Consider the following 15,856-nt stretch of genomic DNA (forward strand, 5'->3'; position numbering starts at 1 on the left):
ATAAATAAAGGGTTTCCAGACATTAGGTTTTTCTCACGGTTACTTTGCCGGAAGAGATAATGTCAGGGAACCCTAATTTTTATTGTTTGCGGTAACATATCAACTGCCTTAAAAATGATAGGGTTGAGTTGACAGGTTGGATAACGGGCTTTTTCATAGAGGTTGAGTTGACAGATTAGATGTGATAAGTGGGTATGTATTCGTCACCATTAATTTATTCAAGTACTTCTTACATACACCTACAAACACCTATCTCCGAAAACTACATGTCGTCCGCATGTTACTTTCTCCCTAGAGTAATTTACTCGACAGATTTCTTGTCGTGCAATTCTTTGTAGAGCATATCAGCTAACGCCATACATACGGAACAATATTTATCGGCATCGAGGAATAACTGTCTATAAGCTTCCGTATTCTCCATATAAGACTTCTGGGCAGTTTCGTCGAAAATTCCAGGGAAAATGTTCCGCTCATATACCTGACGATCATCTGTCTGTGCGGCCTTTCGCACATTCTCGTCCTTGCGCATTCTTTTATATAGATCATCTACAATAACCTTATCCGCCTCCGTAAAATCACCGAAGTAGGCTTCATTGATTTTTTGAACGATTTCATCAAGAGGACTTAATTTTTCTGTGGTACCACCAGCCTTTTTTTGCTGGTAGGAGCCCAAGACCCGGATTTCTTTTCAAGCTCAATAGTGGACCTATGTCAATATTTGAATACATAGAATCATGGTATAACAGGAAGAGAATACATAGCAGCATTGGGTATATTACCCCTCAGCAATGTGAAGATATGGCTAAAAAATCAACATAGTAAAGTCGTGTTTTTGTGTCTACCATATTGACATAGGTCCATTGACTGGAAATGCTGAGTATGGGCCATCGGAGGCCGTGACATTTGATGTTAAAATGATTTGGTGTGATGTTATGGACAGTTTTGTATAATTATATATAACGTGCAATAAATTAACAATTTTTACCTATGGGAAGAACCCTCTCCCTAATTCAATTATAGCATGCATTTAATGGAAGAAATAGACTGTTTATTTTTTTACCCTTCCACTAAAATATTGTATAAATAATGGTCAGAAGTGGCTTGCTTCAAAGGCTAAACAAGCTATTTATTAATGCTCGAGGAACAGATAATGGCAACAGCATTCCTCATGAAAGGAAGGGATAGGAAGTGCATATAAAGAACGAACAGACGCCGTCCAGACCATTGGACGCCGGGCCTTTCTATCACGGCACTAAAGCCGACTTAAAGCCCGGAGACTTGCTGGTGCCTGGCTTTTGCTCTAACTATGGTGAGCGAAAGAAGGCCAAATTCGTTTATTTTACTGCAACCATGGATGCGGCTATATGGGGAGCAGAGCTTGCGGTAGGTGACAAAAAAGGTCGGATCTATCAAGTGGAGCCCACCGGTAACTTCGAGAATGATCCTAATTTGACTGATAAGAAATTCCCAGGAAATCCGACAAGGTCTTACCGCACCAAGCACCCGCTGCGAGTAGTGGGCGAAGTCTTGGAATGGGAGGGACATTCTCCGGAGGAACTCCAGAAAATGCGGGATCACCTTGACGAACTTAAACGGCTCGGCATCGAGGCGATTAACGATTGACTGCGTGTCAAGGCCGATTGAAAATTGACCCACTCGAGAAAGCAATTCTTCGGGAGGGTTCTTTTTTTTGACCAAATATTTATAGGCAATAAAAAACAATTAAAATTTGATAATAATTTATTGATAAACGATAAAATATATATTAAAATTAAATCAATAATTAATAAACGAGGTGCTGTTTGTGAAACAAGAAACACTCTTTTTAAAGATAGCCGTGATTGTTATCGCAATCCCGGTGCTTGCTTTGGGTATATTTGGGCTGCCTTGGTTAGCTGATAACCCGGCAAATCCAGCCTATGCGCATTTGCTATATCCCATTGTAGCGGGTATGTATGTATCATCGATACCGTTTTTCGCTGCATTGTATCAGGCTTTTAAACTTTTAAGCTATATTGACAGGAACGAAGCATTCTCGGAATTATCTGTGAAGGCTTTAAAGAATATAAAATACTGTGCAATGATAATCTGTAGCTTGTATGTGGTAATTATGCCATTTGTTTTTCTTCTAGCAGACCTAGACGATGCACCAGGTCTCGTAATAGTCGGAATAGTCCCTATCTTTGCTTCAATGGTGATTGCAGTTTTTGCCGCTGTTCTTCAAAAGCTGTTAAAAAATGCCATAGATATAAAGTCAGAAAACGATTTGACGATCTGAGGTGAATTACATGGCGATTATTATCAATATTGATGTGATGCTGGCCAAAAGGAAAATGAGCGTCACGGAACTTTCGGAGAGGGTTGGCATAACGATGGCTAATCTTTCCATATTGAAAAACGGCAAGGCAAGAGCGATTCGGTTTTCCACACTGGAGGGGATTTGCAAGGCTCTGCAATGTCAGCCCGGAGATATTTTGGAATACAAAAGTGACGAAGACAATCAGGAAGAAAGGGAGGTATAACCATGGATATCGGCAATCCGATTATTGAAAATATGGCTAACCCCCGTGAGCTGGAGCGAATGTTTAGAAAGGACCCCGAAGGTTTTAAAAAGGCATTCTCAGACGCTTGGAGACAAAACCCCGATTCGCAGGTTCTTGCCGTTTGGCATGAAAGATTGTATTTCCAAGAGACGGCAGGTACAAATAAAGCTCCCTGGCTCCGGAAAGATTTCTTAATCATGGGCCTTTTAGCGATTTTGGCCGGAGTAAGCACCAGAATACTTTTGCACTTTGCCGAACAGCAGGCAATAGCCCCTATTAACCTTGTTTTTGGCATAATTCCCTTTATTGCTGCCTATTTTTTATACAATAATACCCCCAAAAAAAATATTCTTTACGCCCTTGCATCGTTATTCCTAATCTCCGGATTTTATCTTAATATGCTGCCCCTGGAGCATAAAGACAGTATTATCCTGGCTTATTTACACCTTCCCATTTTCTTATGGGTATTATTAGGGCTTGCATTTACAGGAAATGAATATCCAAAAGGCAGCACAAGATTAGCCTATCTTAAATTTAATGGGGAATTTTGCATCCTGTATGCCAGCATGGCAATCAGCGGGATGCTGCTGACAGCATTAACCATGCAGTTATTTAGATTTGTCGGCATGGATATAGAGCAATTCTATTTTAAAAATGTCGTTGTATTTGGTGCTGCGGCTCTCGCTGTTGTGGCTTCATACCTGGTATCAAGGAACCTTAAACTTGCTAAAAATATTGCACCATATATAGCCAAAATTTTTAGTCCTCTTGTGCTGGCTACATTGCTGGTCTATCTTATAACGGTTATTTGGGTCGGAAAAAATCCATTATTGGACCGCAATTTCCTCCTAGCCTTCAACGGCATACTCCTTAGTGTATTGGCCATAATCATATTCTCCATTATCGAAAGCGGCGCAGACGAGACCAGGAACATTTCTGATTATATAAATTTTGCCCTGATTGTTCTTGCTCTTGCCATTGACAGTGTGGCTTTATCAGCTATAGTGTTCAGGCTTTCTTCTTATGGGATTTCGCCCAACAGACTTGCTGTTTTGGGCGTAAACATACTTATCTGGGCCAATCTAATTTGGATTATGATCTCCTATATGCGTTTTCTGAAAAATAAAACCGGACTTTCAACGATCCAAGATGCTGTTACTAAGTATTTGCCGGTCTACGGACTTTGGGCAGCTTTTGTTACATTTACTTTTCCTTTAATTTTTTAGGTTCTAGAAAGAATCCAATGGGAGTTTACTGCCATAAGATGGTTCAGGAAGCAATAAATAAAGGATTGGCAATGAAATGATTGAAATAATGCAAGATGCCGAATACACTGGAATTGACTGTGGTAACATATCAAGTGTTTTCTTTTGCTTGCTTTTTATAGTCCCAAGCACGTGGAGTGCATAGTATCGCTCAAAAGAAAACACAACCCATAAAGCCTTGCGGTGCAAGGCTTTATGAGCTTTTGGGAGGAAATGGATATGTTTCCGTGGGCGAGGGGAGAAAACATATGCAATATTTATCTTCTGCTGCCTGGCATTCTGCCGAATTAATGGAAATAAAAGGGCAATTATTACTTGAAATTATTCGCATTTACGAATATAATATTTTTGGGTAATTATACACTATAGAGGTGTGAAATAATGGAGTATATGACCGCAAAAGAAGCTGCCCAAAAATGGAATATCACCGTCCGCCGCGTGCAGGTACTTTGTACGCAGGGGAGGATTCAAGGGGCAATGCGGCTTGGAAATGTTTGGGCGATTCCAAAGGATGCCCAAAAACCCAGTGATGCAAGGTTGAAAATGAATAGAAGAACATGATTCTTTTCAAAGGAATAAAGGGGTGAAAACATGGTACGGCTTGAGAATTTAAAGGCCGGAACAGTTGTGAAAGGTATTTTGCCTAATGGTAATGTTACTGTTATTGATGCGAAATGGATAGGTAATGTTGCAATTGAACTGACATATAAAGATAATTCAGGCAATGTAAACAACGAATTGATATATAGAGATAAAGAACCCATGATTGAGATTGTTCAAGCCGGTCTGCCCTGGAGCTTTACGGCTGATGGGGAGATGCTTAGACTTGCTTCTGAAGCATACAGGATTAAGTTGGCTCATTTATTTGACCCATACTTGGCTGTACATACTTCAATGGTAGAGCCCCTGCCGCACCAGATTACAGCTGTATATGGTGAAATGCTGACAAGGCAGCCTCTGCGTTTCCTGCTGGCCGATGATCCAGGTGCCGGTAAAACAATTATGACAGGTTTATTAATAAAGGAACTCCTTATAAGAGGCGACCTTAAACGGTGTTTAATTGTGACTCCCGGCAACCTTTCGGAGCAGTGGCAGGACGAGCTGGACAGGCGTTTCGGACTGCCTTTTGTAATTATAACTAATGACAGAATTGAATCTGCAAGAACAGGTAATGTTTTTATGGAAATACCTCTATGCATAGCCAGGCTTGATAAACTTGCACGAAATGAGGATATACAGGCGAAGCTTAGAATGACTGATTGGGATTTGATTGTATGCGATGAGGCCCATAAAATGTCTGCTTCGTTTTTTGGCGGAGAAGTGAAATACACAAAGAGGTATAGGCTCGGACAGCTTTTATCAAGCATTACAAGACACTTTCTCTTGCTTACAGCGACGCCGCATAACGGTAAAGAGGAAGATTTCCAGCTTTTTATGTCCCTTATTGATGGTGACAGGTTTGAAGGAAAGTTCCGGGAGGGCTATCATGTAACAGATGTATCGGACATCATGCGCAGGATGGTTAAGGAAGAGCTTCTAAAATTTGATGGAACGCCCCTGTTTCCCGAAAGGATTGCGTATACAGTTAATTACAAGCTCTCAGATGAGGAAGCATTGCTTTATAAAGAAGTTACGGAATATGTGCGTGAAGAGTTTAACAGGGCGGACAATCTCGAAAACGAAGGCCGAAAAGGTACTGTCGGATTCGCATTAACCATCCTGCAAAGAAGGCTGGCATCTTCTCCTGAAGCGATTTATCAATCTCTCAAAAGAAGGCGCGAGAGACTGGAAAAAAGGCTTAACGAGGAAAAACTTAAAAAAAGGGGACTGGATGCCGCAAATCGGATTTTTGATTATCCTGTGCTGTCAAATGAAGATATTGAGGAACTTGAAGACGCACCTGGCAATGAAATTGAAGAAATAGAAGAAACTGTTATTGATCAGGCGACAGCAGCACGCACTATTGCAGAACTTGAGGCGGAAATTGAGAAATTAAAGGTCCTTGAGGCTATGGCATATAAAGTAAGAAATAGCGGCAGGGACAGGAAATGGGATGAATTGTCTAAACTTTTGCAGGATGACCGGAGAATGTTTGACGCAGAAAAAAACCGGGAAAAGCTTATTATATTCACAGAGCATAAGGATACCCTTAACTATCTTGCGGATAAAATCCGGGCACTGTTAGGCAAACAGGAAGCGGTAGTGACCATACAGGGCGGGATGTTGAGGGAAGAACGGAGGAAAGCTCAGGAAAAGTTTACCCAGGACAAAGAAGTACGCATCATGGTGGCTACCGATGCTGCCGGAGAGGGTATAAATCTTCAGCGTGCACATCTGATGATTAATTATGATCTTCCCTGGAATCCTAACAGACTGGAACAACGATTTGGACGTATTCACAGAATTGGGCAGACAGAAGTTTGTCATTGTTGGAATTTAGTTGCAGATGAGACCCGTGAAGGAGAAGTATTCCAGCGTCTTCTAAAAAAATTGGAAGAAGAACGAAGAGCCTTGGGCGGACGGGTTTTTGATATTCTTGGCAAGATAACATTTGATAACAAGCCGCTAAGGGAGCTTCTTATTGAAGCTATCCGCTATGGGGACAGACCGGATGTAAAAGCACGGCTTTATAAAGTGTTGGACAATTCTTTTGACAGGGAGCAGTTAAAAAAGCTTTTTGAAGAAAGAGCTCTTGCAAAAAACAGTATGGATGCAAGAAAGGTTATGGAAATCCGGGAGGAAATGGAGAGGATTGAAGCAAGAAGACTGCAGCCTCATTTTATCGAATCGTTCTTTATTAGTGCATTTAGGTATCTGGGCGGGACTATCAGGGAAAGAGAACCCAGAAGATATGAAATTACTCATGTGCCTGCCGTGATTCGAAACCGTGACAGGGTTATAGGTCTGGGAGAGCCGGTGTTACCCAGGTATGAGAGAGTATGTTTTGAAAAAGAGCTTATCAATGTACAGGGGAAACCGCTTGCAGCTTTTATTTGTCCCGGCCATCCATTGCTTGAGTCAGTAATAGATTTAATAAGAGAAAGAAACGCGGATGTATTGAAGCGAGGGGCTATACTTGTAGATGAGACAGGTAGCAGTAATGAATTGAGAGTGTTGTTCTATATTGAAAACTCCATACAGGATGCTTGTACAGATGTAAACGGAAAGAGGAGGATAGTATCAAAGCAGGTTCATTTTGTTGAGATAGACAGCAATGGCAATAAAAGAAATGCCGGTTATGCTCCATATCTCGACTATAGAAGTCTTAAGGAGGAAGAAAAAGAGAAAGCCGGCAAAATACCTGAACAGGCCGGCTGGCTGAAAAATGACATTGAGAATATGGCTGCCGAATATGCGATAACTGAGCTTGTACCCAGGCATTTTGAAGAAGTTAAAAAGAGGAAGATTGAGTTAGTTGAAAAGACTATGGCAGCTGTAAAGGACAGGCTGACGAAAGAAATTAACTATTGGGACAGGCGAAGCCAGGAACTGAAAGACCAGGAGCGTGCCGGCAAGCCGAACGCAAGGCTTAATTCCGAGCAGGCTGCAAGACGTGCGGAAGAATTAGCTGGGAGGCTTCAAAAACGCATGGAAGAACTGGAACAGGAAAAAAGGCTTTCACCCTTGCCTCCAGTGATTATTGGCGGGGCTTTAGTCATACCTGCTTCTCTGTTGAATTCTACGGAAGATACTTGCTCTCCGGGCTTGTTTGGACAGAACACCCATGCGGTCGAAATAGCTGCAATGCAGGCAGTGATGATGGTAGAAAGAGAAAAGGGTTATGAGCCTGTTGACGTAAGCGCAGATAAATGCGGTTATGATATTGAATCCAAAACTGGGAACGGGAAACTGCGGTTCATAGAAGTAAAGGGAAGAACCAGGGGAGCTGCAACCATAACGGTAACAAAAAACGAAATCCTTACAGCCCTCAATAAGCCGGATGATTTTATTTTGGCAGTTGTTGAAGTTGACAGTAATAAAGCAAAAGTGTGCTATTTGAAAAAACCCTTTAGATATCAGCCGGATTTTGCAGCTACAAGCGTTAACTACAGCATTGAAGAACTAATGGCTGTAAGTACTGAAGTCGAGACTAGGGAGATGATTTTAGATGGAGTATAAGAAAAAATTAATTGAGGTGGCACTGCCTCTTGAAGCGATAAATGATGCTTCAGCCTATGATAAAATGCCAGGCATAGGACCGCATCCGAAAGGGATTCATCATTGGTGGGCCAGACTACCTTTACCATGTGCAAGAGCGATTTTATTTGCTTCAATTGTTGATGATCCTTCATCTGACCCTAATTTTTTAGAGAAAACAGAGGAAGAACAAAATCAAGAACGCGAGAGGTTATTCGATATTATTCGATCACTGGTACAAAAGAAAATTCACAATAATCCAGAAGTTTTTGAAGTGGCATTCAAGGAAATAGAAAGATGTTGCGGACAAGAGATTCCTATCATTTTAGATCCATTTAGTGGTGGGGGTTCAATTCCATTAGAAGCACAACGTCTGGGGTTGAAATCATATGCAAGCGATCTTAATCCTGTGGCTGTTTTATTGAATAAGGCACAGATTGAAATAGTACCTATGTTTGAATCATATCCACCCGTCAATCCGAAAGCCCGAGAAAGCATTGGATATAATATAAAATGGGAAAAAGCCAAATGCCTAGCTGAAGATGTTCGCTATTATGGAGAATTGATATTAAATGAAGCACGTTCCCAGTTAAAAGATTTATTTCCTTCGATACAGTTGCCCCCTGAGCATGGAGGTGGAAAAGCTAATGTTTTAACCTGGATTTGGGCAAGAACAATAAAGTGTAACAATCCAGCATGTGGGGCAATAACTCCTTTAGTAAAAACTTTTTGGTTAAAAAATAAAAAATCCAGTGAGGAAAAAGCATGGATAGAACCAATTGTTGACAAAGAACAAAAGAAGGTTTCTTTTAAAGTAAGAATGGGTAAAGGAAAAGCTCCTAATTCACCAAAGCATGGTAGAGGAGTGAAATTTAAGTGCCTTGTATGCAATGAAATAATTGATGAAGCGCATATCAAGAATGAGGGGATGGCTAAAAGAATTGGTTTTAAGCTTATGGCTATTGTTGCTGAAGGAAACGGGAAAAAACTCTATCTATCACCTGATTCAGAGCATGAAAAGGTTGCATTGCAAGCTAAACCAAGTTGGTTTCCCGATACAGAGCTGTCAACTCATCCCCAATATATGGCTGCTCCACGATATGGTATGGTGTTTCATGGTGATTTGTTTACTCCTAGACAATTAGAAGCACTCAATGTTTTAAGTCGGTTAGTTCAGCAAATGTATGATCGTGTTATGAGTGATGCTAATATAGCATTTAGAGATAGAAATTATGTAGATAAACCTTTAAGTGAAGGTGGTAATGGACCAAGAGCATATGCCGATGTTATAACTATGTTTTTATCATTTGCTATTGATCGGTTAGCAGATTTTAATTGTTCTTTAAGTACTTGGAAACCAAGCGGGGAACAGCAGATGCATGTTTTCACACGTGGAGCTTTACCAATGGCTTGGGATTTTGCAGAAGCAAACATTATTGGAGAAAAGGCAATTTGTTGGAAAAATGCAGTTGAAATTACTGCTGATGCTATTGAGACTATTTACGTTAAAGCAAACTATATTGGCATTGTAGATCAAATTGATGCTTCTAATCTTAAGCAATTGAAATTTGAAAAACTAGTAATTAGTACTGATCCACCTTATTATGATAATATTCCGTATGCGGACCTATCAGATTTCTTTTATGTTTGGTTAAGAAGGAATTTAGTGAGAATTTTCCCTAAAGAATTTAGTACTTTACTTGTACCCAAATTTCAGGAATTAGTAGCAGATGCACAAAGATTTGGAAATAAAGAAAATGCTAAGGAACATTTTGAATCTGGATTTAAAAAAACATTTTCTAGCTTAAAAGAAAAATTAGACAGCCGTTTTCCTATGACTGTATATTATGCTTTCAAACAAACTGATGAAGATGAGTCAGACGATGGTTCGGATGATGCCAATTTTTCAATTACAACAACTGGTTGGGAAACAATGCTTGAAGCTCTTATTACAACAGGCTTCCAGATCACTGCCACATGGCCGGTACGGGCCTCACAAAAATGGAGAATGCGTGCAATGGGAGCTAATGCATTAGCATCATATATTGTACTTGTATGTAGACCGCGCTCAGAATCGGCCCAGATTGCCACTCGCCGTGAATTTGTTAATTCTTTACGTAGAGAACTACCGTTAGCGCTAAAAAATTTACAAAACGGTAACATAGCGCCTGTTGACCTTGCGCAGGCGGCTATTGGACCAGGAATGTCTGTATTTTCCCGTTACTCAAAAGTGCTGGAAGCAGATGGTACTCCTATGACAGTACGTACAGCCTTGCAAATTATCAACCAGGAGTTGGATGCTTACCTTACGGCACAGGAAGGCGAGATGGATTCTGACAGCCGTTTCTGTGTAGCATGGTATGAGCAATTCGGGATGAATGAAGCTCCTTTCGGCGAGGCCGATGTGTTAGCCCGTGCTAAAAATACTTCAGTAGGAAGATTAGAGGAAAAAGGCGTAGTCTACTCGGCAAAAGGAAAGGTGAGGCTTCTTAAACGTGAAGAACTGGATGAAAAATGGTCTCCTGTATCGTCTTTGAGCAGCTACATGATTTGGATGTGCACGCAGCAGCTGGTTAAAACCCTGGAAAACGAAGGAGAGATTAAGGCCGCAGAACTTGTTCATAAAATGCGCAGCGATGTTGTCGAAAACGCCAAGTCGCTGGTGTACAGGCTTTATACCATTGCAGAGCGAAAGGGATGGACTGAAGAAGCCTATGCATACAATGCTTTGGTTGTATCATGGCCGGATATACAGAAAAAGGCGTCGGAGCTTGCTGCAAGGTCATATGAGCAGCAATCACTTTTTTAGTTGGGGATTAAGGAGGTAATGAGTGATGAGTGAAAATGTAAATATTATTAACCAGGGATTCAGATATCTTTTAAAAGCCTTGGCCCCCTATGTAGCGCGTGAACTCCGGATCGAATATAAAGGCGAATGGTGGAGTGAAGGAGTTCTTAACACATTAAGGGATGAACAGCGGAAAGGGCTCCCGGAAAAAGGTGATTGGGCTGAACTTGTTGATTCTCTCGATATTATGCGTTGCCTCACGTTAATTGATGTGCACTGGGTAAACATTTTTAAACGTAAATTAAGCATTGATCACAGGAACTGGACGAAAGAACTTATAGGTGTCCGGCATAAATGTGCTCATATCGGTGGTCAGGATTTTGATACCGATTATGCTTGGCGTGCACTGGATACCATGGCGCGTTTATGCGAGCAGATCGATGCTGAGAGTACTGAGGAGATAAGAACTTTGATCAGGAAAATCCGTTATGGGACTCCTGAAGCTTCTATATATTCTAATAATGGTGCTGTTTCTGCTCAAACAACAACTACCAAGATAGATAAGAGCGGTGTTCTTTCCAACCCACCGCTTTCAGGGCTTCCTTCCTGGAGATATGTGATTGAACCGCATCCTGATGTCGCCCAGGGAAGATACAGAAATGCGGAGTTTGCTGCTGACCTTGCTCAGGTGGCTCGTGGCGAAGGATCTATAGAATATAAAGACCCGGTGGAATTCTTTGCCCGGACATATATAACTGAAGGAATGACAGGCCTTCTTGTCCAGGCTTTAAGGCGTGTGGCAGGAAAAGACGGAGAACCCGTTATCCAACTCAAAACTGCCTTTGGCGGCGGAAAGACCCACAGTATGTTGGCACTGTATCACTTGCTGAGGGGACAGGCTTCTATAGACAAGATGCCGAATGTTAAGCCGGTACTTGAAAGAGCTGGGCTTTCATCGGTTGTAAAAACCAATGTTGCTGTTCTTGTTGGTACGGCTCTCGACCCTTCCAAAAGCAAAAGACCGCCTAAATATCCCGGCATTACTATTAATACACTATGGGGTGAAATGGCGGCGCAACTTGCTGAGCAGGCAGGCGATTTAAGCTTATATGATTATGTAAAAGAGGCTGATAAGAAAGGTGTTTCACCTGGTTCAGAAGCGTTAACTAAACTTTTTGATGCTTGCGGCCCTTGTTTAATACTAATTGATGAGCTCGTAGCCTATGCCAAAAAGTTGTATGGTGTTGCCGGACTGCCTGCAGGTAGTTTTGATAATTTGATTTCATTCATTCAAGAATTGACTGAAGCTGCTCGTGCCAGTAAGAACAGTCTTGTTGTTGCTTCTATACCTGAGTCTGACATTGAAATTGGTGGTGAGGCTGGAAAGATCGCCCTTGAGACTATTGAGCATACCTTTGGTAGGATGGAAGCAATATGGAAACCGGTAGGCGCAAATGAAGGATTTGAAATTGTGAGGAGGAGACTATTTCTTCCACCGCAAGATCCAGCTTCACTTGAGCAGGTATGCCGTGCCTTTAGCGAAATGTATAATCAGAGTTCATCAGACTTCCCACTGGAATGTAAAGAATTGGAATACTATGAAAGGTTGAAGTCGTGTTATCCAATTCACCCGGAAGTGTTTGACCGTTTGTATAGTGATTGGGCAACTCTGGAACGTTTTCAGAGAACCCGTGGCGTATTAAGGCTTATGGCTGCAGTTATTCATGATCTCTGGATGAAAAATGACGGCGGTCTGTTAATCATGCCTTCTTCCATAGCATTGGATAATCCGAATATAAGAGAAGAACTGACGCGACATCTGCCTGAAGGCTGGAATGCGGTTATTGATAAAGAGACCGACGGACGAAATTCAATACCATATGCGATTGAGGAGAAAAATCCCCGCTTTTCGAGGTGCCTGGCTGCCAGAAGAGTGGCAAGAACGATCATGCTTGGAAGCGCACCATCAGTAAAGGAACAGCGTAACAGAGGTATTGAAGTTACCAGGATTAGACTGGGTGTGGTGCAACCGGGTGAACAGGTTTCGGTATTTAACGATGCTCTGTCTCATCTTCAGAACCAGCTTGCATACCTGTACAGCGATATGTCAAATAACCGTTTCTGGTATGATACAAGGCCTACACTTCGTAAAACTGTTGAAGACAGAGCTGTGCAGATCCCTGCGCCGGAGGTTGAATATGAGATAGAGCGCAGACTCAAGGCTATAAGGGAACGCGGCGAATTTGCGGGTGTTCACAGTTGCCCTTCGTCATCACTTGATATACCTGATGAGCAGACTGTAAGGCTTGTAGTTTTGGCACCGGATTTTACCCATAAACAGGGAAGTAATAGCAGCAAGGCGATCGAAAAAGCGAGCGATATACTTAATAACCGTGGCACTTCGCCGAGAATGTACAGGAATATGCTGGCTTTTGTGGTTCCGGACAGCGAAATTATACTGAGCCTTACATCTGAAGTGAGAAAGTATTTGGCGTGGAAGTCTATTATTGATGATGTGGAAAGCCTTAATCTTGATATTGCTCAACAGAGGGAAGCCAACACCAGCATGAGAAGAAGCGATGAAACTGTGGAGTTAAGGATGAAAGAAGCATATTGCTGGTTGCTTGTGCCGGTACAAGATGGATCTAACCCGATAGAGTGGGAGAAGACAAGGATAAGTGGCGGTTCTGAAACCCATATTATAAAAGCATCTAAAAAAATGGTCCAGATGGAACAGCTTATTACAAGATGGTCTCCAGCCCTCTTGAGAATGGAACTTGATCGCTGGCTTTGGAAAGATCAACAGCACATACAAATAAAGAAGCTTTGGGAATATCTGAGCAGCTACTGCTATTTGCCAAGACTTAAGAATGTCGATGTACTTTTGGATACCATTAAAAATGGGCTAGGCTCAGATGAGTACTTTGCATATGCTGAAGGTATTACTGACGAGGGACGTTATCTGGCTCTTAAGTTTAACCAATCATCTGGATTTTATGTAGATATTAACGGATATCTTGTAAGACCTGAGGCCGCGAAAGCTCAGATTGAAAAAGAGAGGATTGAAAAGGAAAGAGATAAAACTCATGCAGGTATTACTTATCCTGGAGAAAGTGCACAAATTCCGACCCCGGTTTTTCGGGATCCGGTAGCAGATGACAGTATTACAACAATAGTGCCCAGCGATGTTACTAATCCTCAAGTACTTCAGAGTAAAAAGCCGAAGAGGTTTTACGCTACTGTTAAACTCGATACTTCGAGAATTGGAAGAGATGCCGGACGGATTGCGGAGGAGATTGTACAGCATCTAAACCTTCTTTCAGGTGCCAATGTTGAAGTTACGATGGAAATACAGGCTGAAATTGCTGACGGGGTACCAGATAATGTTGTCAGGACAGTAACTGAAAATTGCCGGACGCTTAAATTTACAAATTTTGCTTTTGAAGAAGAGTAATACTGTTTTGTCTAATTATCGGATAATAAAAAACTATTAAGGAACTTAGACTATCCGCTGAGTAGCAAGAGACATGGACAATATCTTCATCAAGACCGACCCGGCAGGCAACATCAAACCGGACAAGGAAAAATCAACTGAGAAAATCGATGGCGCGGTAGCTACGATTATGGCTCTTGATCGGGCCATACGCTGTGGTAATGACAATAACGAAAGTGTATATGATGAGCGAGGACTGATTATTATATAAAAAGAATAATGTTTATAATGAAAAACATATTGACGAAAATTCTTTTCTGGTTTATAATGATAAACAGAATGATTAATCATTATAAAAATCAGAAAGGTGGTTTATTTATGGCTAAATTAATTCAAGTATCGTTTACAGATGATGAATACAATGAATTGGAACGGCGTGCAAGGGATAGTGGCGTTTCAATTACTCACTTCATTAAAAGTAGAGTTCTGGAAAATACGGAATTTCAGAAATGGTTTTCAGAGCTTTTGCTTCGTGTCGAACGAATCCCAACAGGCACTAATTTTAATATAAAAGCAGTACTTGCTACAGATTGGATTAACATCAATAAGGGGGTTAGATTGGCACTAGGTAGGGCATTTTACAATCACGTTATTGCTGGTAAGGTTACTGGAGTCAAAGCAACAGATAAGGACTCTGCAAATACTCAATGGTATGTGAAGGGGGTGAATTGATGAACGCAGAAGCAATTTTAATGAATAAAGCTGGTATCCTAAATAGTGTAATTTTGGCAGTTGAAGCTGTTTTACGAGCAACTTACCCAAATACAAGTTCTTCGAACGAAATTTTCAATCGATTGCCTACTTCTGTTCAAACTAGTATTACGGCAATTGCTAGCAGATATTGTCACCGCCGGGATATAATTGACCCAGGTTAGCCGGAAAGAAAATGACCCACCCTTAGCGAATATATCCCCTTCGTAATTAACGGCCAAGTTAATCTTCGGAGGGAGACACATGCTAAGGAGTGGGATAGTGATATCGTTACATACCATGAGGGCAGAAGGCAAGAGTATTCGTGAAATTGCCCGTCTAACGGGGCATTCTCGAAATACAGTTCGCCGATATCTCCGGGGTGAATTCTCCCCCGAAAAGGGAACCCGTAAATCTCGTGGTTCCAAGCTTGATCCGTATAAACCGTTCCTGCAGGAACGTCTTCAAGAAGGTATCTATAACTGCGAGGTTTTATTCGATCTTCTACGAGAAAAGGGGTATACCGGGGGACGTACCATCTTGAAAGACTATGTGAAGGACTTCCGTCCTCCCAAACAAGTTCCCGCTGTTCTTCGTTACGAGACGAAACCTGGTGAATATGCACAGGTCGACTGGGGACTGTGTGATTACGTAGATTTGGACGGTACAGTCCGAAAAGTGCCGGTATTTGTCATGGTATTGGGGTACTCTCGTTCCACCTATATAGAGTTCACTAAGCGTTGTGACATTCACAGCTTTCTTCGTTGCTTGATTCATGCTTTTGAATATTTTGGGGGCATCCCAAAGGTAATGCTGACCGACCAGATGAAAACCGTCGTACTGGGCATGGGAGATGATCCCCCCCCCCCTGACTAGTCACGCCGTGGCCAANNNTGGGTNNANATNTNCCGGCGGTGACATATCTGCTAGCATTTGCCGA

The 15,856-nt window shown here is 41.7% G+C and carries 12 protein-coding genes and 3 pseudogenes; 14 read left to right on the top strand and 1 reads right to left on the bottom strand.

Going from position 1 to position 15,856, the window contains the following annotated elements; genetic code table 11:
* Positions 1–301: 301 nt before the first annotated feature.
* On the bottom strand, positions 302–673 hold the full coding sequence (locus DESHY_RS12470; RefSeq protein ID WP_008413282.1) for a hypothetical protein: 372 nt from the start codon (positions 671–673) through the stop codon (positions 302–304).
* Positions 674–714: 41 nt separating this feature from the next.
* Here DESHY_RS12470 and DESHY_RS13935 point away from each other — a divergent pair.
* The 14 genes and pseudogenes from DESHY_RS13935 to istA form a co-directional block, all read left to right on the top strand.
* A pseudogene (locus tag DESHY_RS13935) lies at positions 715–819 on the top strand (IS3 family transposase); the annotation flags it as partial.
* 369 nt (positions 820–1,188) lie between these two features.
* The gene (arr, locus tag DESHY_RS12475) at positions 1,189–1,623 is read left to right on the top strand and encodes an NAD(+)--rifampin ADP-ribosyltransferase (protein ID WP_008413283.1); all 435 of its coding nucleotides are present in this window, start codon (positions 1,189–1,191) and stop codon (positions 1,621–1,623) included.
* 181 nt (positions 1,624–1,804) lie between these two features.
* Positions 1,805–2,278, top strand: coding sequence for a DUF2975 domain-containing protein (locus DESHY_RS12480; protein WP_008413284.1), 474 nt, complete (start codon positions 1,805–1,807; stop codon positions 2,276–2,278).
* Between the two features lie 10 nt (positions 2,279–2,288).
* Complete coding sequence (locus DESHY_RS12485; RefSeq protein WP_008413285.1) at positions 2,289–2,522, top strand: helix-turn-helix domain-containing protein; 234 nt, start codon at positions 2,289–2,291, stop codon at positions 2,520–2,522.
* Between the two features lie 2 nt (positions 2,523–2,524).
* Complete coding sequence (locus tag DESHY_RS12490) at positions 2,525–3,769, top strand: DUF4153 domain-containing protein (protein ID WP_008413286.1); 1,245 nt, start codon at positions 2,525–2,527, stop codon at positions 3,767–3,769.
* A gap of 176 nt (positions 3,770–3,945) precedes the next feature.
* Positions 3,946–4,164 carry a hypothetical protein gene (locus DESHY_RS13940; protein WP_143147801.1) on the top strand — a complete coding sequence of 73 codons (219 nt, stop codon included), beginning with the start codon at positions 3,946–3,948 and terminating at the stop codon, positions 4,162–4,164.
* A 25-nt stretch (positions 4,165–4,189) separates the two neighbouring features.
* Positions 4,190–4,369 (top strand): helix-turn-helix domain-containing protein, encoded by a 180-nt coding sequence (locus tag DESHY_RS12495; protein WP_048818150.1) that lies wholly within the window; start codon positions 4,190–4,192, stop codon positions 4,367–4,369.
* 30 nt (positions 4,370–4,399) lie between these two features.
* Positions 4,400–7,927 carry a helicase-related protein gene (locus DESHY_RS12500; RefSeq protein ID WP_008413288.1) on the top strand — a complete coding sequence of 1,176 codons (3,528 nt, stop codon included), beginning with the start codon at positions 4,400–4,402 and terminating at the stop codon, positions 7,925–7,927.
* Entirely contained in the window at positions 7,917–10,754 is a 2,838-nt protein-coding gene (locus DESHY_RS12505) for a DUF1156 domain-containing protein (protein ID WP_008413289.1), read from the top strand. Before DESHY_RS12500 ends, DESHY_RS12505 begins: the two co-directional genes overlap by 11 nt.
* 25 nt (positions 10,755–10,779) lie before the next feature.
* On the top strand, positions 10,780–14,187 hold the full coding sequence (locus DESHY_RS12510; protein ID WP_008413292.1) for a Swt1 family HEPN domain-containing protein: 3,408 nt from the start codon (positions 10,780–10,782) through the stop codon (positions 14,185–14,187).
* Positions 14,188–14,260: 73 nt separating this feature from the next.
* Positions 14,261–14,437: pseudogene (locus tag DESHY_RS13945) on the top strand (terminase TerL endonuclease subunit); the annotation flags it as partial.
* 107 nt (positions 14,438–14,544) lie between these two features.
* Positions 14,545–14,898, top strand: coding sequence for a single-stranded DNA-binding protein (locus DESHY_RS12515; protein WP_008413296.1), 354 nt, complete (start codon positions 14,545–14,547; stop codon positions 14,896–14,898).
* On the top strand, positions 14,898–15,101 hold the full coding sequence (locus DESHY_RS12520; RefSeq protein ID WP_048818152.1) for a hypothetical protein: 204 nt from the start codon (positions 14,898–14,900) through the stop codon (positions 15,099–15,101). The genes DESHY_RS12515 and DESHY_RS12520 overlap by 1 nt, the downstream gene beginning before the upstream one ends.
* A gap of 79 nt (positions 15,102–15,180) precedes the next feature.
* Positions 15,181–15,783 (top strand): annotated as a pseudogene (gene istA / locus DESHY_RS12525) (IS21 family transposase); the annotation flags it as partial.
* Positions 15,784–15,856: the final 73 nt, after the last annotated feature.

This window comes from Desulforamulus hydrothermalis Lam5 = DSM 18033 (assembly GCF_000315365.1).
Taxonomy (GTDB): domain Bacteria; phylum Bacillota; class Desulfotomaculia; order Desulfotomaculales; family Desulfotomaculaceae; genus Desulfotomaculum; species Desulfotomaculum hydrothermale.

Excerpts from the sequence above, each read along its gene's own strand:
- DESHY_RS12520 (WP_048818152.1), top strand. The coding sequence starts at position 14,898 with ATGAACGCAGAAGCAATTTTAATGAATAAAGCTGGTATCCTAAATAGT.
- DESHY_RS12510 (WP_008413292.1), top strand. The coding sequence starts at position 10,780 with ATGAGTGAAAATGTAAATATTATTAACCAGGGATTCAGATATCTTTTA.
- DESHY_RS12495 (WP_048818150.1), top strand. The coding sequence starts at position 4,190 with ATGGAGTATATGACCGCAAAAGAAGCTGCCCAAAAATGGAATATCACC.
- DESHY_RS12490 (WP_008413286.1), top strand. The coding sequence starts at position 2,525 with ATGGATATCGGCAATCCGATTATTGAAAATATGGCTAACCCCCGTGAG.
- DESHY_RS12515 (WP_008413296.1), top strand. The coding sequence starts at position 14,545 with ATGGCTAAATTAATTCAAGTATCGTTTACAGATGATGAATACAATGAA.
- DESHY_RS12500 (WP_008413288.1), top strand. The coding sequence starts at position 4,400 with ATGGTACGGCTTGAGAATTTAAAGGCCGGAACAGTTGTGAAAGGTATT.
- DESHY_RS12505 (WP_008413289.1), top strand. The coding sequence starts at position 7,917 with ATGGAGTATAAGAAAAAATTAATTGAGGTGGCACTGCCTCTTGAAGCG.
- DESHY_RS12485 (WP_008413285.1), top strand. The coding sequence starts at position 2,289 with ATGGCGATTATTATCAATATTGATGTGATGCTGGCCAAAAGGAAAATG.